The sequence below is a fragment of the Nonomuraea sp. NPDC054003 genome (assembly GCF_055585125.1).
This window is the reverse complement of sequence record NZ_JBVJKR010000004.1, coordinates 631150-649234: the sequence shown is the minus strand read 5'-3', so window position 1 is coordinate 649234 and position 18085 is coordinate 631150. Positions and strand designations below refer to the sequence as shown.

The window sequence follows — 18085 nt, the reverse complement described above, 5'->3', positions numbered from 1 at the left end:
GAACACTGGACAGGAGAGTCATGAAGGCCACACGACTGCATCGCCTCGACCGCTGGCTCTATCGGGGCGGGCGGCCCAACCGCCTGGCCCGGGCGATCAACCGGGTCTGGGCCACCGTGTTCGCGGCGGGGATCCTGGGGACCGGCCGGATGGTGACCCTACGGGTGAAAGGCCGGCGCACCGGCCGTGACGTCTCCTTCCCGTTGGTCGTCGCGGACCTCGGCGGTGAGCGCTACCTGGTGGCGATGCTCGGCCAGGACACCAACTGGGTGCGCAACGTCCGCGCGGCCGGGGGCCGGGCGGTCCTGCGCCACGGCCGCACCGAGGCCGTGCGCCTGGAGGAGGTGGAACCCGGGTCGCGCGCGCCCGTCCTGCGCCGCTACCTGGCCGTCTCGCCCGGAGGCCGCACCCACATCCCCGTGGATCAGGAGGCGCCGCTGGAGGAGTTCGAGCGGATCGCCGCGCGGTACCCGGTCTTCCGCGTCACGCCGGCATAGCGGAAGCCCGGCAGCCCGCTCGGACTGCCGGGCCTCCGGCTGTCACGCGGCGTTGCGCGCGGCGAGCGCGGCGCGGGCCGCCTCCACCTTCAGCGCGTCCCGCTCGGGGTTGGCCAGCAGCGCGAAGAGCGCGCCGCCGGCGATGGCGATGCCGCCCGCCATCATGAACACGTCGAGATATCCGTCGGCCCCGGCCCCCGAGGCCTTGGCGGCGTCGAGCACCACGCCCGCCAGCCACGGCCCGACCACCGAGAGCAGGCCGCTCAGGGCGAGACCGATCGTCAGGAAACTGGTGCGCTGCGCGGCCGGCACGATCTGGGCGAGCGTCGGGTTGGCAACGGCGTAGATGCTGGTGACCAGTCCGTAGCCGAGCATGAGCAGCGCCATGGGCCCGGCGACGCCGGAGACCAGCGGCAGGGCCAGCAGCGACAGGCCGCCGGCCGCCACCAGCGCGCCGCCGATGAGCACGCGGACCACCCGGGCCGGCACGCCCCTGCTGAGCGCCTTGTCGCCCAGCGGCCCGTACAGGAACAGGAACACCACCGACATGATGCTCGGCACCCCGAACAGCGACCCGGCCATGACGGCGGAGAAGCCCAGCCCCTCCTGGAAGTACGACGGGAGCCAGGTGAGCACGATGACCACGAGGATCCCGGCCGCGGTGAAGACGGCGAGGTAGCCGATGAAGGTGCCGGTCAGCAGGATGGACAGCAGCGGCGCGCGCCTGCCGACCGTGGGGTCGGCGGGGCCCTCCGCGACGGCCTCCGCCTTGGCGGGCGTCACGTCGTCGGCGTACGGGCCGACCTTGCCGACGAACGCCCAGGCGACGCACCAGACGAAGCCCATGATCGCCACGGTCAGGAAGCCGGCTTCCCAGCTGAACGCGGCGATGATGACGACGATGACCGGGGCGAAGATCAGTTTGCCGAAGGACGCCCCGGTGGTCAGGATGGCCGCCGGCAGGCCGCGCCGCTCGTTGGGCCACCAGGAGTAGGCGATCGAGTGCATCAGCGAGTTCGCGGGGGCGTCGGCCGCGCCGAGGATGAGCCTGGTCACCAGCAGCAGCCCGGCCGAGGCGGCGAAGAAGATGGGCAGTTGGAGCAGCGACCACACGAGCACGAGGGTGAAGAGGGTGTTCTTGAGCGGCAGCCGGTCGGCCACGAAGGCGAACAGCAGTGCCGCGATCGGGCTGAGCAGGCTCGCCGCGCTGCTGATGGCCCCGAACTCGGCGGCCGTCAGGCCGAGGTCCGCCATCGCGGGCTGCGCGACCAGCCCCAGGATGGCCCTGTCGAGATAGCTGATCAGGGTGCAGCCGAGCAGCATGAGCGTGATGACCCACGCCACGACCGGCCGGTGCTTCGGCGGATCCGCCACCGTGGCGGTGTCGGGGTTGCCGGGTTCGCTCTGCGGTGGAACACGCTCACTGACCATGCGGGGCTCCTTGCGGTGACGTCGCCGGCCGCACGCCGAAGGGCAGGAAGGCATGCGGGCGGGATGTGTGGCGGGGGGTTGGGGGGCTCCCGGGCGTCAGCCGGGAGGCGAGGCGGAAGACGCGCCCGGCTCGTGGCGGTTTCCAGGCGTGGCGGAAGGTCTTGTGGACCGTGCCAAAGGCATGCGTGACGAGGGCGCCGGCACCCCGCCCGCAGGCGTCTTCCGGTAGCTGGAGCGATGAGCTATGGAGCTGGTTTCGTGGCGGTACGCTGGGGATTTAATTTGGACGAAATGCGTCTGCAAAGAGACGCTAAGTCCCACCCCCCGGAGTGTCAAGAGTGCCGCGGCCGGAGCCCCGCCTAATTTCGGACGATCATCGTCCGCGTGCTCAGGGGGTCCAGCCCAGGAACGTCCCGCCCGCGGACATGGCGGTCCACCAGAAGGCCAGCGAGACCACCGGCACCAGCAATCCCCACGGGGAGCGGGCCCGTACCGCCTGGACCGCGGCCACCAGCAGGGCCAGCCACACCGCGAACAGCACGATGATCGCCCAGAGGGGGGCCATGAGACCGCTGGAGACGTAGAAGGGCACCAGCGTGCCCAGGTGGCCGGCCAGCCCCAGCCAGCTCGCCACGCGTCGCGCGACCGTACTCATGCGGGAAAGATCCCAGGTCCACATCACGAGCCGATGTCGGTGACCAGGGCACGACGGTCACGGCCACCCGGCCACGCGGGTTCCGCGCCCCGGGCAGCCGGTGAACCCGGTCTCGGCCAGGTGGCGCAGCAGCGCGTGGACGGTGCCGGTCCAGGGACGGGCGGGGCGCCTGACGGTCCGGCCGGCCGCGGGGAGCGGCCCGAAGGATGACGCGGCGTGCACCAGTTCTCCGCCGCGCCACCGGTTTCACGTCCGCCCGGCCCTCCTGACGAGCAGCCAGATGAGGTACCCGCCGCCGATCACCGTCGTGACCACCCCGACCGGCAGCGAGATGGGGGCGAACACGGCCTGCGCCACGAGGTCCGCGGCCAGCAGCAGCACCGCGCCGGTCAGCGCGGCGGGCATCAGCGCCACCCCCGCCGTCCCGGCGAGCAGCCGGCCGATCTGCGGCGCGGCGAGCGCGATGAACACGATCGGCCCGGCGACCGCCGTCACCGTGGCCGTGCAGCCGACGCCGGCCAGCACGAGCAGCAGCCGGAGCAGGTTCAGCCGCACCCCTGACGCGACCGCGAGATCGTCGCCCAGCGCGGCCTGGCGCATCCCGGACGACAGCGTCACCAGCAGCAGCGTCAGCGCGCCGATGACCAGGAACGGCAGGACGAGCTCGGCCCAGTCGACCCCGTTCAGCGAGCCCGCGCTCCACCCGGTCGCGGCCATGGCCACCTCCAGCTCGGCCCGCAGCACGATCCAGGAGTTCAGCGCGGTCAGCATGGCGTTCATGGCGATGCCGATGACGATCAGCCGCATGCCGCTGAGCCCGGAGCGCAGCGACAGGAAGTAGACGGCCGCCGCCGCGGCCAGGCCGCCCGCGACGGAGCTGACGGAGAGCTGCGCGGAGGTGCCGCTCAGCACGGTGATGGCGAACAGCGCGCCGGTGTAGGAGCCGGCGTCGAGCCCGATGATGTCCGGGCTGCCGAGGGCGTTCCTGGTGAGGTTCTGGAAGATCGCCCCGGCCAGCCCGAGCGCGGCTCCGAAGACCAGCGCGGCGGCGACCCTGGGCAGCCGCCAGTCGCGGACCACCACGACGGAGTCGCCGTGGCCGGCCAGCGCCGCGAGCACCTCACCGGGACGCGACCACGAGGCGCCGAAGCACAGCGCCGTGAACGCCAGCGCCAGCGCCGCCGCCACGAGCGCGAGCGACGCCACCAGCGGCCGCCGCGCCACCCTGATCGAGTACGTGCCCGCACGCAGCACGACATGACCGGTCATGACCGCACCGCCCCGCGCCGTCGTACCGCCCAGATGAGCACCGGCGCGCCGAGGAACGCGGTGACCACGGCCACCGGCACCTCCCCCGTCGGGAGCAGCACGCGGGCGGCGATGTCGGAGACCAGCAGCAGGATCGGCCCCAGCAGCATCGTGTAGGCCATCAGCCACGGGATCGACGCGCCCGCCGCCCGGCGGGCCAGGTGCGGCACCATCAGCCCGAGGAACGCGATCGGCCCGGCGGCGGCCGTGGCCGCGCCGGCGAGCAGGGTGACCAGCACGAGCACGCCGAACCGGGTGCGCGCGAGGTGCCCGCCGAGCGCCCTGGCCACGTCGTCGCCGAGGACCATCGCGTTCAGCGGCCTGGTGATCGCCACGGAGCAGGCGAGCGCCACCGCGATCGTCCAGAGCGCGAGCGTCAGCGGCTGCTGCTCGTGCCCGGCCAGAGCTCCGACGGACCAGAACCGGAACGTGTCGAACACGTCGGGCAGCATCAGCCGCATGCCGAGCGAGACGCCCGCGAGGACGGAGCTGAGCGCCACACCGGTCAGGACCAGCCGCAGCGGCGAGGTCGAGCCGACGGCGTAGACGGCGACCGAGGCCAGCACGGCGCCCGCGAAGGCCAGCCCGAGCTGCCCGGCCGGGCTCCCGGCCAGGCCCAGCACGGCGCCGACGGTGATCGCGAACCCGGCGCCCGCGGTCACCCCGAGGATGCCCGGCTCGGCCAGCGGGTTGCGGGTCAGCGTCTGGACCAGCGTGCCCGCGGTGCCCAGGGCGGCGCCCACGAAGATGCCGAGCACCGTGCGCGGGACCCGGATCCCGCGCACGATCTGGTGCTCGCCGGTCCCGGCGTAGGCGGTGAAGGCGCGCCAGACCTCGGCGGGCGCGATGGCCTGGGCGCCGACGGACACGCTCGCGCCCGCCACGACGAGCAGGAGCGCGAGGGCGGCCACGAGGATGGCCGCCCGTCGCCGATCAGTCTTCAAGCCCCGCGACTCCACGCTTCCAGTAGCCGGTGAACAGCGAGTCCAGCCGGCCCGCGCTCCACTGGCGCAGCGGCTTGATGTCGCCCGCCTCACCGGCGGCGAACAGGAAGGACGGGACTTCCGGCAGCGTCAGGGACCGCACCGTGTCCGCGAGCGAGGACCGCCCGCCCTCGCGGACAAGCCAGATCACCTCCACGCCGTCGCGCTCGGCGAGCGGGTAGGCGTGCTCGGCGGGGTCGCCGGTCTCGATCACGAGGTGCGCGGACACGCCGGGTGGCGACTCCTCCAGCCACCGCGCCGCCGCGGGCAGCGCGGTCGCGTCGACCGCGAACACGTAGTGGCCGTACGTGTGCGGGAACGCCTTGGCTCCGGGCGGTCCGGCGATGGACACCTCGTCGCCCACCTGGACGGTGGCCGCCCACGTGGCCGCCACGCCGCCGTCGTGCAGCACGATGTCGAGGTCGATCTCGCGGGAGTCGGCGTCGTAGCGCCGGATGGTGTACGTGCGCGTGGTGGGCGAGGGGTCGGGCCAGTCGAGCATCTGCTCGTCATTCGGCACGGGGAGGCGCAGGGTGCCGTCCGCGTCCGGGAAGACGATCTTCACGTGGTCGTCGGCCTGGTAGCTGTGGAACCCCTCCAGCTCCGGGCCCCTGAGCGTGAGCCGCAGCATGCGCGGGGTGATCAGCTCGCGGGCGGCGACCGGGGCCGTGCGGATGCCGATCGGGTAGCCGACGCGGGCGACGCCGTTGCCGTTGACGTGGTGCTCGGCGACCCGTTCCCTGGGGTCGTGGCGGTCGATCCTCATGAGGCGAGCAGCGGCGCGAGCGCCTCGTCGACGGCGTCCAGGGTCTTCATCGCCGACTCGTAGGTGGCGGCCTCGGTGTAGCGGATCGGGAAGACCCTGCCGGCCTTGACCGCGGGCAGGCCCTTCCACAGCTCGGAGTCGAGCACGTACTTCACGGCCTCGCTCGGCGTGCCGTCGTCCTGGACCGAGTAGGTGATGGCGTCGGCCTCGCCGAGGCTCTGGGGCAGCTCCTCGATCGAGGGGTACTCCGAGACGTCGCCGGAACCGCCGGTCTTCTCCTTGACCTCGCCGTAGTAGGTGACGCCGACGTCCTCGATGATGTTCGGGCCCCACGACCCGGAGAACTCCCGATGGAACGTGCCGTCGGAGATGTCCCCGTACGCGCCCACATGGCCGAACTTCAGGCCCGACACCGCGTCCTTGTACTTGGCCGTGAGTTCGGCGGCCTTCTTCTCGTACGCGGTCTTGGCGGCGTCGAAGTTCTCCGAGCGGCCCGCGGCGTCGGACTGGCGGCGCGAGAGCTCACGCCACGCCGACGGCACCGTCGGGCCGATCACGGCCACCGGGGCGATCGACTTGAGGCGTTCGATGTCCACGTCGGCGAGGACCGGCTTGGGGACGCCGATGACGATCAGGTCGGGCTTGACCTTGGCGATGGCCTCGTAGTTGGTCTCGGCGGCGGACTCCCCCGCGACCTTCTCCAGGCCGTCGTACGTCGCCAGGTCCTCCTCGGACATCAGCGGCAGGCCGCGCTTCCACGTGGAGATGCCGACCAGGGCGGCATCGGCCTCGATCAGCACGGGCACCGCGTACCCGGTCGCGACGACCCGCTTGGGGTCGGCGGGGATGGTGATCTCGCCGTCGTCGACGGTGAAGGTCCGGGTCGCGGCGGCCTCGGCGGGCTGCTCACCGGACTCGGCCGTACCGCAGCCGGTCGCCAGGGCGAGCGCGAGGGCCACGGCGCCGGCGGTGCGCCAGGGCAGGGCAGAACGCATCAGAAACATTCCTCGGAACAGGGTGAAAGGCCAGGCCACGAGTTGGCCGAGGCATGGTTAGGCTACCCTTACCTAAGTTGCTTGTGATGTCGACGGGAGGTCAGCCGATGTCGCTGAGACGTCAGACCGTGTCCCTCGCGGGGCCGACGGGCGCCGATCCGCTCCGGTGCGAGGAGTACGGCTACGGTCTCGGCCGGCCCACCGGCGTCCTGGTGCTCAAGTACCGGTCGGCGACCGTGCTGGAGTTCGGCGAGAGCCGCGAGGACTTCCTCCACCAGCTCTACTGGTCGCCCGACGGCATGCTGTCGGCCAGGCACGGAGCGCAGGCGCAGTTCGTGGGCCCGCGTGAGGCGTTCTGGGCGCACCGCGCGGTCACCCACGAGGTGCGGGCGGCCGACCGGCAGACGGTCTACCGGATCTGCCTGCGTGAGGTCCCCGCGGCGCTCGGCGGGCTGCGGGCCGGAGCGGTCTCCGTCGCCCCCGAGGCGGCCCGGCTGATCGAGGCCATCGCGCGTCCCGGTCACGACGAGGCCGCCGCGCTGGAGGCGCGTGCCCGCATCATGGCCGGGGTCGCCCCGGCGAGCGCGGAGCCCGCCGGGCACCCCGGCTCGGGCACCGGCTTCGCGCTGGCGGTCGTGCGCGAGCTGTCGCACAACCCCGGCGAGAGCGTCCGCCTCGACGAGTGGGCCGAGCGGCTGCACGTCAGCGTCAAGACGCTGCAGCGCGACTTCGAGCGCGAGTTCGGCATGCCCTACTCGCGGGTGCGCACCAAGCTGCGGCTGCGCACCTCGCGCGCGCTGCTGGAGACCCGGCCGGTGTCGGAGGTCGCCCGCCGGGTCGGCTACTCCAGCCCTTCGGCGTTCATCACGGCCTTCGTGAAGGAGTACGGCTGCACGCCCGGACGCTACTCGGCCCGGTAGTCAGGAGAGCAGGGCGCGGGCCAGGGCGTTGCCCTCTCCCGGGGCGACCGGCTGCTTCAGGAACACCGGCCCCTGGGACATGAAACGCGGCCGGGTGCCGCGGTGCTCGTCGGCGGCGTGCACGGTCAGCGGGTGCAGGAGGTACATGTCGCCGGGCAGGCCGGTCGCGTGGGCCACCGGGCGGTCCTTGGAGGCGGCGTCGAGCAGCGGCCCGGCCTCGAACGGGTCGAGCACCCGCTCGCCCAGCGCCTCGGCGGCGTCGCGGTGGGAGCCCACCCGGACGCGGGTCGGCGCGTCGTCGTCGCCCACCTCCGACAGCAGCACGAGCAGCAGCATCGTCTCCGGCCGGCCCGACACGGCCCACGAGCCGTCGGGCCTGGCCACCGAGGCGTCGATGTGCCAGCCCCGGTCGTCGACCGGCGCCTTGCCGGGGAAGCGGATCGGCATGTTGCCGAGGGCGGCGCGCGGCACCCATCCACCGGGCCCGGCGATCTCGTCGAGCGCCTCGCGCAGCCGCGGGCTGCGCGCCAGCTCGCCGAAGGCGCCATGGCCGGTCATGTCGGCGGTCCACACCACCGGCTCCCGCCAGCCGGCGGGGTCGTCGGGCGAGAGCCCGATCTGCTGCCACACCTGCGCACTGGCCGCGTCCGCGACCTCACGGGGCACGGCCGCCTCCAGCTTGGCGAATCCTTCGGTCACGAACCGGTCGACGTCCACGACAGTCATGCGAGCCACACTAACGACGCCGTCCACCGGTTTTCAGCGATCTCCGCACGGCGCGAAGGATCGGCGGTAGGCGGCGGGAGTCGTACGCACCAGGGTGTGGAAGCGTCTGCGGAGGTTGGCGGCCGACGACAGGCCGACCCTGGTCGCGATCGCCTCCACGGGGAGGTCCGTCTCCTCCAGGAGGGTCCGGGCCGCCGCGACGCGCTGCTGGAGCAGCCAGCGGCCGGGGGTGACGCCGAGCTGCCCGGCGAACCGGCGGGCGAGCGTCCGGGGGGAGATGCCGGCCTGTGCGGCGAGGTCGCCGACGCCGAGGGGCTCGTGCAGCCGTTCGAGCGCCCAGTCGAGGACGAGGGCGAGCGACTCCGGCGGGTGGCCGTCGCGGTCCTGGGCGGCGTACTGGAGCTGGCCGCCCTCACGGTGCGGCGGCATGACCATGTGCCGGGCGATCCTGGCGGCGTGCGCGGCTCCGTGGTCGGCGCGGGCCAGGTGCAGGCACAGGTCGATGCCCGCGGCGGTGCCGGCGCTGGTGGCGACGTCGCCCAGGTCGATGTAGAGCGTGTCGGGCTCGACCTGGACATCGGGGAAGCGCGCGGCGAGGTCGGCGGCCATCCGCCAGTGGGTGGTGGCCCTGCGGTGGTCGAGCAGCCCCGCCTGGGCCAGGAGGAACGCGCCGGAGCAGATCGCGACGATGCGGGCGCCGCGCCGGTGCGCCCGCCGCAGCGCGTCGATCACGGCGGGCGGCGCGGGGCGCTCGCGGTCCTGCCAGCCGGGGACGACCACCGTGTCCGCGGTCTCCAGCGCGGCCAGTCCCAGGCGTACGAGCATGTCGTAGCCCGCCAGGGTCGGGACCGCGCCCGGCCGCTCCCCGCACACGGCGAACGCGTAGCGGGCGGGCAGCCCGGGGCGGCTCATGCCGAAGACCTCGGCGGCGCAGGCCAGCTCGAACGTGGACTGCGGCGGCAGCACCAGGGCGGCCACCCGGTGAACACTCATGGCAGAAAAGTACCCGAAGGCGTCATTCCAGACACTGGGCCACGGGGCCCCGCCGTCGCGACGATGGGTCCCATGACGCGAGAGCCCGATGATGTTCAGGTCCTGCACGTGGACGAGGTCGAACCGGTCGAGGTGGTCCCCGGGATCATCCGGCGGCGCCTGCCCGCCACGGAGTGGGCGCGCGGGTGGATGTACGACTTCGCCCCGGGGACGGAGTGGCCGGAGGACGACGTCCACGACGGTGAGGAGCGCTATTACGTGATCTCCGGAGAGTTCGTCGACCGGGGGCGGCGGCTCGGGCCGGGCAGCTACGTGGTGTTCGCGCCCGGAAGCACGCACCGTCCGCGCACCGAGACCGGCGCCCGCATGCTCGGCATCAGCATCATGACCCGCTGACCGGCTTCCGGCCGCCCACCACCGCCACGGGGCACGGGACGCGCCCCTGGAACACGCCCGCCACACCGGCGCGCGTGGCGTGCTCGCGGCCGGCGACCACGAGAGAGGCGGACGCCCCGGCGGCGAGCGGCTCGGTGCGCACGCCCGGGTGGCGCGCCGCCTGCTCGGCGAGGTCCGCCGAGGCGGCGAGCGGCAACTGGCGCAGCGCGGCCTCCTCGAACGCGAACTCCAGGACGGCCGCGTCCGGCACCGGGTCGGCGACGACGATCGGGCCGGGGTTCGTCGTCACGGGCAACGGTCCCGGCCCCCGTACGACGACCACGGGGCAAGCGGCGTGGACGGCGACGTACTCGGCCACCGAGCCCACGACGGCCCTGGACAACGTGTTGAGCCCGCGCGATCCGACCACGACGAGCGCGGCGTCCTCGGAGAGCTCGACGAGGCGTTCGGCGGCGGATCCCTCGTGGAGGTCCGTCTCGACGCGCACGCCCGAGCTGGTCTGGCGGGCGCAGTCGGCGCCGTGCCACAGCACGTGCTCGGCCGCCTTGCGCAGGTGGGCCTTGGCCTCCTCCGCCGCCTGGCCGTAGGGCCACTGCCAGGCGTGGGCGACGGTCAGCGGCAGTTTTCTGAGCTCGGCCTCGTCCAGGGCCCAGTCGAGCGCCTGCACGGAGAAGTCCGAGCCGTCGTAGCCGAGCAGGATCTGGTTCATGTAACCATCGTCCCCCCGGTGACGGCACCTCAACGAGAGGCTTTCGTCCTCCTGACCAGGGTCTTCCAGCCGGGCATGCCGGCGCCCACCTCCGGCTGCCCGGAGGTGGGCGCGGGATCGGTCGCGCTACTTCAGCCAGGCGGTGCGCCGCACGATCGGCAGGTTGCCCAGCCCCCAGGTGCGTCCGGCTTCGGCGAGCGCGAGACCGACGAGGACGATCGAGTAGATGATGTGGTCGTCCATGAACGGGTTGTTGGCCAGGGGCAGCTCCGCCGCCCACATGAGCACCAGCATCGCGGTGCCGGCGCCCGCCGCGATCCGCGTGCCGATCCCGAGGACCAGCGCCAGGCCGACGCCGAGCAGACCGGCCATGAAGAGCCAGTCCACCCACGCCTGACCGGCCAGGCCCGAGAAGAGGCCGCCGAGCGCGTTCTCGCCCGTGCCCTTGAGGAACCCGGTCGTCGGGCTGCCGCCCGAGATCCAGGCCCGGTCGGCCGGAGTGGCGAACCCCCACCCGAAGGTCTTGTCCAGGAACGCCCACAGGAAGACCCAGCCGATCGAGATCCGGGCGACCGCCCAGACGTAGTCGACCGGGCGTCGCGCCTGCGCGGCGCCGGTTTCCCTGACGGGCCTGCTGACGGTGGCGTCCATGATGGCCCCCCTTCCGAAGGGTGATCGCCGTTTCCGTGTCACCCACAGCACACCGCATGCGCGGTCTCAGGAGCAGTGCCGTACGACTCCCGGCACGAGGACCTTCGTCCCGTCACCGCTCCCCCGGCGGACGGCTACCGCGAGGCGGCGCGCGAAGGGCGCGGGCGGGGGACATCCCCGTCCGCGCCCGGTCGTGGCGTCAGTGCTCGACGGCGATCCGCCGGCCCTCGGCCTTCTTCTCCTCCTCCAGCCCCACGCTGATCTCCAGGACCCCGTCCTTGTAGACGGCCTTGACGTCGTCGGTCCTGGCCGTGGCGGGCAGCGTCACCGTCCGCGAGAGCGCCCCGTAGGCGAACTCGGAGCGGTGCGGCTCGGTGGCCCGGTGGGTCTTCTCAGCGCGGATGTGCAGCATGCCGCCGTCCACGGTGACCTCGATGTCCTCATCGGGGTCGACCCCGGGGAGTTCGGCCCGCAGCACGTACCGATCATCGGCGATGTAGTCCTCGACCCGGACGAGCTGACCGAACGGGCGGAACCCGAACATCGGGTTCTCCACCCACTCCAGCAGCTCCGGGAACGGGAACCTGACATCTCTCCGCTCAGGCAGGTTCATGACGGCCTCCTTCCGTGTCCCACGTCTCCAGGCCACACCCGGCACGACCGCGTGACCAGAGAAGGAGGTCCCGCGACGGCGGGACCATCGTCACCATCTGCTCAGGGTCGGGAACGGTGCCTCCCCGGCGTCACCCGCCGGTCAGCCCTCACCCGGGGTGACGACACCGGATTCGTAGGCCAGCACCACCGCCTGGACGCGGTCGCGCAGCCCGAACTTCGTCAGGATGCGCCCGACGTGCGTCTTGACCGTGGCCTCCGACAGGAACAGCTCGGCCCCGATCTCGGCGTTGGAGGCGCCCCTGGCCAAACCGCGGAAGACCTCGCGCTCACGCTGCGTGAGCGCCCCGAGCACGGCCTCCGGGTCGGTGCCCGGCTTCGTCACGAGCTGCCGGACGAGACGCCGCGTCGTGGAGGGCGCGATGATCGAGTCGCCCCGGTGGACGTGCCGGATCGCGGCGATGATCTCCTCCCCCGGCGCGTCCTTCAGCATGAACCCGCTCGCGCCGGCCCGCAGCGCGGCCAGGGCGTGCTCGTCGAGGTCGAACGTCGTCAGCGCCAGCACCTTGGGCGGGTCGTCCAGCCGCTGGATCTCCCGGGTCGCGGCGACGCCGTCCATCCGGGGCATGCGGATGTCCATCACCACCACGTCGACGCGCCGCGACTCCAGCCCCTTCAGTGCCTTCAGTGTCTCCAGGGCCTCCAGCCCGTCGCCGGCCTCGGCGGCGACCTCCATGTCGGGCTGGGACCTGACGACCATGGTCAGGCCGTTGCGCAGCAGCTCCTGGTCGTCGACGATCATGATCCTGATGATGGCAGGCTCCTCGGCTCGTAGGGCACGGCGGCCGACAGTTCGAAGCCGGCCCCGGGCCGCCCGCCGGCCTCCAGGGTGCCTCCCACCATGCTGAGGCGTTCGCGCATCCCGGCCAGCCCGACGCCCGCCTCCGCTCCCGCCGGCCCGGCGCCGTCGTCCTTGATGGTGATGTGCAGGCCGTCCGGACGCCACGCGAGCGTCAGGTCGGCCGCGGCCACCAGCCCAGCGTGCTTGATGACGTTGGTCAGCCCTTCCTGGATGACGCGGTAGGCGGTCAGGTCGACGGCGGGGCGCAGCGGCCGGGCGTCCCCGACCTCTTGCACCGCGACGCGGACGCCTGTCGTGCGTACGTGGTCGAGCAGGTCGGAGAGGTCGCCGAGACCCGGCTGCGGAGCGGTGCCGCCGTCGGCGCGGAGCACGCCCAGCAGGCCGCGCATGTCGCGCAGGGCGTCGCGCCCGACGCCGGCGATGGTGGCGAACACGGCCGCGCCGGGCGAGCCCGGGCCGGACAGCCTGCCGCCCTCGGCCTGGCTGACCATGACGGCGAGCGAGTGCGACACCACGTCGTGCATCTCGCGGCTGATCCGGTCGCGCTCCGCCCGCGCCGCCTCGGCCCGCTCGCGCGCGCGGTCGGTCTCGGCGCGTTCGGCCTTCGCCCTGAGCTCGGCCAGGAACAACGCCCGGATCCGGCTGAGGCGGCCCAGCGACCACAGGCACGCCGTCACGGCGACCAGGCCGGCCGACAGCCCGATCCGCCAGGCGACCAGGTCGTAGCCGCCCGACGAGCCTCCCCACGAGGCCGGGTCCCAGAACCGCGCCAGGACCAGGACCACCCCGGTCAGGGCGACGGCCAGGCAGGCCAGCCCGGGCAGGAGGTCGAGCCTGCTGGACACCGTGTAGAGCAGCAGCCCGAACACCAGCGAGCTCGGCAGCAGCACCGCCGGGTAATAGGCGCCGGACGGGTCGTGCAGGGGCGGCAGCAGCACCAGCAGCAGCATCGCCGCGGCGGCCAGGCCGTACGCCGTCAGCGGGCGCAGGCGGCGCGCGACCACGCAGCCGTGCAGCACCAGCAGCCCGGCCCCCGCGAACAGGCGCAGGGAGAGCGGGCTGCCGGACGCTCTGAGCAGGCCGAACGAGACCAGGCCGAGGGGCACGGCGAGCAGGACGGCGAGCACGGCGTCGCCGCTCACCTGGTGCCGGCGGAGAAACGAGTCCACCGCGGCCTCGGCCGGAGACGGGGACTCTTTCACACCCGCCATTATGGTCGGCGGCCGTGCGCGGCGTTCCGGCGGCTGAGGTACGCCAGGGCGGCCACCGCCAGGGCCGCGCCCCACAGCGGCCACAGCATCTCCGGCAGCCAGGCGCCCAGCTCGTCGCCCGCCCCGGCCGGGCCGAGCCGCTCCCCGCCGAGTTTCTTGCGTACGTACATCAGCCCGGCGGACGTGATGGGCAGGGAAACGGCTAGCGCCGCGCAGGCGGGGAGGCGCGCCGGGACGGGCCGCCCGCGCAGGAACGGCACCCAGCGCGGCCAGACCTCCCCCCACGGCCGGACCAGGCCGAGGGTGAGGACCGCGCCGAGGAGCCCGACGGCGGCGAGGCCGGCGCCGATCGGCGTGATCTCGCCGATGTACGCCAGGAACTCGTCGCTGATGCCGACGGGGATCCCCAGCAGCCAGCCGAAGCGGGTGACGGCGTAGAAGACGGGGACCGCGACCGCGACGGCGACCGCGTACCGGCCGGCCCTGAGCGCGCCGGCGGCGCTGCCGGGCCGGTCGGCGAGCAGCGCCCGCGTCCCCAGGACCATGAGGCTGACGCCGGCCGCCGTCAGGATCAGCAGATTGAGGCTCGGCCAGGTCAGCATGGACATGATCAGCGAGAACTCGGCCTGGCCGGCGAGCACGGCGACGAGCATCACCGGCAGGTACCCGGCCGTCATCATGATGCGCACGTCCGGCAGGAGCACCGCCAGGCCGGCTCCGGCCACGACGGCCACGACAGCGGCGGCCCGGGTGAGCCGGCCCCTGACGGCGAGCACGGCGACGCCGCCCGCCACCAGCGCCGACACCGCCAGCACGCTTCCGCCGACCGCGGGCGCGAGCGGGTCGAGCAGGGTGTTGCCCGGGCCGGGACGGCCGGCGTCGAAGGGGTACCCGGGCCCGCCGAGCGCCCAGAGGAGGCCGAGGGCCAGATAGCTCACCGACCAGACAGCGATGATCAGGACAGACACCGCCGGACGGCGCCTTCGCGGTTGAGAGGTGTTCACCCGGCTCAATCTGCCGCCGCGGCGGCCTCCCGCACATCGTCGCCAGGTCGCGACGGGGTCATCCGGAGGTCTCGCCTCACGGCCGCTACCCGCGCACCACCCGCTGACCGGCGCGCGTGCCCCGCCGGCGGCTGGTACCTTGCGCGGCGGGGTTTCCGCGGCGGGAGGACGTCATGCGATTCGGGGTGCTAGGGCCGCTGGCCGTGTGGACCGACCACGGCGAGCCCGTCTCGATCCGGGGGCGCATGGTGCGGGCCCTGCTGGCCGACCTGCTGGTGCACGAGGGACGTCCGGTGTCGGCGGACCGGCTGGTCGAGGACCTGTGGGGCGGGGCGGCGCCGGCCGACCCCACGGCCGCACTCCACGTCCGGGTCTCCCAGCTGCGCCGGGCCCTGGCCGGCGCGGAGCCTGACGGCCGGAACCTGGTGGTGTCGCAGGCTCCCGGGTACGCGTTGCGCGCCGGGCCGGAGGCGGTGGACGCGGCGCGGTTCGCGGCCCTGACCGGGCAGGCGCGGGCTTCCGGCGATCCACGGGTGCGGGCGGGCCTGCTGGCCGAGGCGCTGGAGCTGTGGCGCGGTCCCGCGCTGGCCGACTTCGCCGACGAGGAGTTCGCCCGGGTGGCCGTGGCCAGGTGGGAGGAGCAGCGGCTGGCCACGCTGGAGTCCTGGGCGGAAGCCCGGCTGGAGCTGGGTGAGCACGGCGACCTGGTCGGCGGGCTGGGCGAGCAGGTCGCCGGGCATCCCTACCGGGAGCGGCTGCGGGCGGCCCACATGCGCGCCCTCTACCGGGCCGGCCGCGCGGGCGAGGCGCTCGACAGCTTCCAGGAGCTGCGGCGCGCGCTCGCCGGCGAGCTGGGCCTGGAGCCGGGCCCCGAGCTGGTGGCGTTGCAGCGGGCCATCCTCACCGGTGACCCGGCGGAGGACGCCCCCGTACCGGCACCGCGGTCGACCAGACCGACCACCAATCTCCCCGCGCCGGTGTCCGAGCTGGTCGGCCGCGACCCGGCCGTGCGGCGGGTGCGGGAGTCGCTGACCGCCGCCCGGCTGGTCACGCTCACCGGCCCCGGCGGGGTGGGCAAGACCAGCGTGGCGCTCGCCGTCGCGCGCGCCCTGGTCGAGACGTTCCCGGAAGGCGTGTGGCTGGTTGACCTGACCGCCTGGGACGGGCGGGGCGACCCGGCGGAGCTGGTCCTGTCGGTCCTGTCCATCCCCGACGCGCCCGGCGATCCGGGCCCGGCGGGCGAGCGGCTGGCGGCCGCCCTGCGCGGGCGGCGGACGCTGCTGGTCCTCGACAACTGCGAGCATGTCATCGAGCCCGTGGCCGAGCTGGTGGGGGCGTTGCTGCCGGCCGTGCCGGAGCTGCGGGTGCTGGCCACCAGCCGGGAGCCGCTGCGGCTGCGCGGCGAGGTCCGCCGGGATCTGCCGCCGCTGGACGTGCCCGACAGCGACGACCCCGCCCGGCTGGCGGACTCGCCCGCCGTGCGCCTGTTCCTGGCGCGGGCCGGGCTGGCCCCGGAGCCGGACACCGTCGCGGGGGTGGCCGAGGTGTGCCGGCGGCTGGACGGCATCCCGCTGGCGCTGGAGCTGGCCGCCACCCGGGCTCCGGCTCTGGGCGTGCGGGAGCTGGCGGCGCGCCTGCGCGTGCCAGGGGACCGGTTCGGGCTGCTCGGCTCCGGGCCGCGCGACGCGCCGGCCAGGCAGCGCACGCTCGCGGCGGTGATCGACTGGAGCTGGAGGCTGCTGACCGAGCCCGAGCAGGCCGTGCTGCGCCGGCTGGCCGTCCACCCGGGCGGGTGCACGCTGGCCGCGGCCGAGGCGGTGTGCCGCGGCGGCGTGGTCTCCGGCGGCGAGGTGCTGGATCTGGTGGCGGGGCTGGTGGACCGCTCGCTGGTGACCCGCGGGGAAGGGCCCCGGTTCCGGCTGCTGGAGTCGGTCTCCGCCTACTGCCTGGATCAGCTGGGCCGCAGCGGCGAGGAGGCGGAGCTGCGGCGCCGGCACGCCGGCCACTACCTGGCGCTGGCCGAAGAGGCCGGACCCCGGCTGCGCGGGCCGGGCCAGCGGGAGTGGCTGCGCCGGCTGGACGCCGAGGCCGCGAACATGCGGGCGGCCCTGGAGACCTTCCGGCACGAGGGCGCGGCCGAACCGGCGCTGCGGCTCACCACGGCTCTGGTCTGGTACTGGTTCCTGCGGGGCCGGTTCGCGGAGGCGCGCCGGGCCCTGGAGGCGGCGCTGGCCGTGGCGGGCGACGCTCCCCCGGAGCTCCGGGCCCGGGCCGGGACCTGGCACCTGGGTCTCTCGATCCGCCTGGGACAGGCCGGGCCGGAGCGGGTGACGGAGACGCTGCGCGGGTTCCCCGGGACCGACCAGGCCGGACGGGCGCACGCCGCCTGGTTCCTGGCCGCGTCCATCATCGACTTCGGGGACGAGAAGACCACCGGCGAGCTGCTGGAGCCGGCGCTGGACACGTTCCGGGCGACCGGCGACAGGTGGGGCGAGGCAGCGGTGCTGAGCACCCGCGCGATGCTCGCGCACCTGCACGGCGACCAGGGCGCGCTGGAGCACGACGCCCGGCGCGGCGCGGCCCTGTTCGGCGACCTGGGTGACGACTGGGGGGTGCTCCAGGCCCGCGACTGGCTGATCGGCCTGGCCGACCTGACGGGCGACTGGGCGGAGGCGGCCCGGCTGGCCGAGGACGACCTGCGGATGGCCGAGGATCTGGGGCTGTGGTCCGACGTGGCCGGTCGGCAGGCCTGGCTGGCCTGGGTCCACGTCCAGACCGGGGACCCACTGCGTGCTCTCCACCACGCCGAGCAGGCCAAGCGGCTGGCCGCGGAGCTGGGTCAGCGCTCGGGTGAGGTGTTCGCCACCATCGGCCTGGCCTTCGCCGCCCGCCGGGCGGGCCGGCTCGACCTCGCCGAGGAGCACCTGCGCGGGCTGCTGGCCGAGGCCCGCGACCGGCAGGCCGGAGACGGCGACCCGCCGTACCTGTCGATGGTGCTGGTCGAGATGGGGCTGCTGGCCGGCGAGCGGGGCGAGCACGCCGCCGCGCTCCCCTGGCTCCGGCAGGGCTTCGACGCGTATCGCGACCAGGGCTCGGCCCGCGGCATGGCCTGGGCGATCGCGGGCATGGCCGCCGCGGCGGCGGCCGACGGGCGGCCCGGCGTGGCCGCGCGGTCGCTCGGCGCCGCCGCGGCCGCGTGGCGGGAATCCGGGCAGCCGCTGTCCGACTCCGAGCGCGACGAGCTGGCGAGGATCACCGGCGGGGTCGAGGCCGCGGAGCCCGGCTTCGCCGCCCTGTTCGCCGCCGGTGACGGGCTCTCGCTGGAGCGGGCGCGCCGGCTGCTCGACGACGCCCCGGGCACGTGAC

Annotated in this window: 19 protein-coding genes; 4 read left to right on the top strand and 15 right to left on the bottom strand. The window is 74.2% G+C overall.

The features are described from left to right. Positions 1–20 precede the first annotated feature (20 nt). Positions 21–497: a nitroreductase/quinone reductase family protein gene (locus ACZ6YG_RS13635; protein ID WP_466018145.1), complete on the top strand. Its 477-nt coding sequence runs from the start codon at positions 21–23 to the stop codon at positions 495–497. A 42-nt stretch (positions 498–539) separates the two neighbouring features. Here ACZ6YG_RS13635 and ACZ6YG_RS13630 read toward each other — a convergent pair whose 3' ends face one another. The 7 genes from ACZ6YG_RS13630 to ACZ6YG_RS13600 form a co-directional block, all read right to left on the bottom strand. Further along, positions 540–1928, bottom strand: coding sequence for an MFS transporter (locus ACZ6YG_RS13630; RefSeq protein ID WP_466018144.1), 1389 nt, complete (start codon positions 1926–1928; stop codon positions 540–542). Positions 1929–2316: 388 nt separating this feature from the next. Next, the gene (locus tag ACZ6YG_RS13625) at positions 2317–2583 is read right to left on the bottom strand and encodes a hypothetical protein (RefSeq protein ID WP_219545885.1); all 267 of its coding nucleotides are present in this window, start codon (positions 2581–2583) and stop codon (positions 2317–2319) included. A gap of 57 nt (positions 2584–2640) precedes the next feature. Further along, complete coding sequence (locus ACZ6YG_RS13620; RefSeq protein ID WP_466018143.1) at positions 2641–2805, bottom strand: hypothetical protein; 165 nt, start codon at positions 2803–2805, stop codon at positions 2641–2643. Between the two features lie 24 nt (positions 2806–2829). Then, complete coding sequence (locus ACZ6YG_RS13615; RefSeq protein ID WP_364236377.1) at positions 2830–3852, bottom strand: FecCD family ABC transporter permease; 1023 nt, start codon at positions 3850–3852, stop codon at positions 2830–2832. Then, positions 3849–4835: a FecCD family ABC transporter permease gene (locus ACZ6YG_RS13610; RefSeq protein WP_364236380.1), complete on the bottom strand. Its 987-nt coding sequence runs from the start codon at positions 4833–4835 to the stop codon at positions 3849–3851. Before ACZ6YG_RS13610 ends, ACZ6YG_RS13615 begins: the two co-directional genes overlap by 4 nt. Next, the gene (locus ACZ6YG_RS13605; protein WP_466018142.1) at positions 4825–5640 is read right to left on the bottom strand and encodes a siderophore-interacting protein; all 816 of its coding nucleotides are present in this window, start codon (positions 5638–5640) and stop codon (positions 4825–4827) included. Before ACZ6YG_RS13605 ends, ACZ6YG_RS13610 begins: the two co-directional genes overlap by 11 nt. Then, on the bottom strand, positions 5637–6635 hold the full coding sequence (locus ACZ6YG_RS13600) for an ABC transporter substrate-binding protein (protein ID WP_466018141.1): 999 nt from the start codon (positions 6633–6635) through the stop codon (positions 5637–5639). The genes ACZ6YG_RS13605 and ACZ6YG_RS13600 overlap by 4 nt, the downstream gene beginning before the upstream one ends. Before the next feature lie 107 nt (positions 6636–6742). On the opposite strand from ACZ6YG_RS13600, the gene ACZ6YG_RS13595 reads away from it, so the two are divergent. Next, complete coding sequence (locus ACZ6YG_RS13595) at positions 6743–7555, top strand: helix-turn-helix transcriptional regulator (protein WP_364236387.1); 813 nt, start codon at positions 6743–6745, stop codon at positions 7553–7555. Here the strand turns inward: ACZ6YG_RS13595 and ACZ6YG_RS13590 are convergent, their stop codons facing one another. Both ACZ6YG_RS13590 and ACZ6YG_RS13585 read right to left on the bottom strand, forming a co-directional pair. After that, positions 7556–8281: a phytanoyl-CoA dioxygenase family protein gene (locus ACZ6YG_RS13590; protein ID WP_148031799.1), complete on the bottom strand. Its 726-nt coding sequence runs from the start codon at positions 8279–8281 to the stop codon at positions 7556–7558. It lies immediately after the preceding gene. 33 nt (positions 8282–8314) lie between these two features. Then, a complete protein-coding gene (locus ACZ6YG_RS13585; RefSeq protein WP_466018140.1) occupies positions 8315–9274 on the bottom strand; it encodes a helix-turn-helix domain-containing protein in 960 nt (319 codons plus the stop codon). Between the two features lie 72 nt (positions 9275–9346). Here ACZ6YG_RS13585 and ACZ6YG_RS13580 point away from each other — a divergent pair, with 72 nt between their 5' ends. Continuing rightward, a complete protein-coding gene (locus ACZ6YG_RS13580) occupies positions 9347–9670 on the top strand; it encodes a cupin domain-containing protein (RefSeq protein WP_148031801.1) in 324 nt (107 codons plus the stop codon). On the opposite strand, the gene ACZ6YG_RS13575 is transcribed toward ACZ6YG_RS13580, so the two are convergent. From ACZ6YG_RS13575 to ACZ6YG_RS13550, 6 genes are all read right to left on the bottom strand, one after another. After that, complete coding sequence (locus ACZ6YG_RS13575; RefSeq protein WP_466018139.1) at positions 9657–10379, bottom strand: universal stress protein; 723 nt, start codon at positions 10377–10379, stop codon at positions 9657–9659. The two genes, ACZ6YG_RS13580 and ACZ6YG_RS13575, sit on opposite strands and share 14 nt — an antisense overlap. A gap of 126 nt (positions 10380–10505) precedes the next feature. Then, positions 10506–11030, bottom strand: coding sequence for a hypothetical protein (locus tag ACZ6YG_RS13570; RefSeq protein WP_364236396.1), 525 nt, complete (start codon positions 11028–11030; stop codon positions 10506–10508). A gap of 199 nt (positions 11031–11229) precedes the next feature. After that, a complete protein-coding gene (locus tag ACZ6YG_RS13565; RefSeq protein WP_466018138.1) occupies positions 11230–11643 on the bottom strand; it encodes an Hsp20/alpha crystallin family protein in 414 nt (137 codons plus the stop codon). A 141-nt stretch (positions 11644–11784) separates the two neighbouring features. Then, complete coding sequence (locus tag ACZ6YG_RS13560) at positions 11785–12444, bottom strand: response regulator transcription factor (RefSeq protein ID WP_466018137.1); 660 nt, start codon at positions 12442–12444, stop codon at positions 11785–11787. Then, positions 12441–13706: a sensor histidine kinase gene (locus tag ACZ6YG_RS13555; protein ID WP_466018136.1), complete on the bottom strand. Its 1266-nt coding sequence runs from the start codon at positions 13704–13706 to the stop codon at positions 12441–12443. The genes ACZ6YG_RS13560 and ACZ6YG_RS13555 overlap by 4 nt, the downstream gene beginning before the upstream one ends. 8 nt (positions 13707–13714) lie before the next feature. Further along, complete coding sequence (locus tag ACZ6YG_RS13550) at positions 13715–14683, bottom strand: hypothetical protein (protein ID WP_466018135.1); 969 nt, start codon at positions 14681–14683, stop codon at positions 13715–13717. 209 nt (positions 14684–14892) lie between these two features. Here ACZ6YG_RS13550 and ACZ6YG_RS13545 point away from each other — a divergent pair, with 209 nt between their 5' ends. Then, positions 14893–18084 (top strand): BTAD domain-containing putative transcriptional regulator, encoded by a 3192-nt coding sequence (locus ACZ6YG_RS13545; RefSeq protein ID WP_466018134.1) that lies wholly within the window; start codon positions 14893–14895, stop codon positions 18082–18084. The last annotated feature ends 1 nt before the right edge of the window (position 18085 follow it).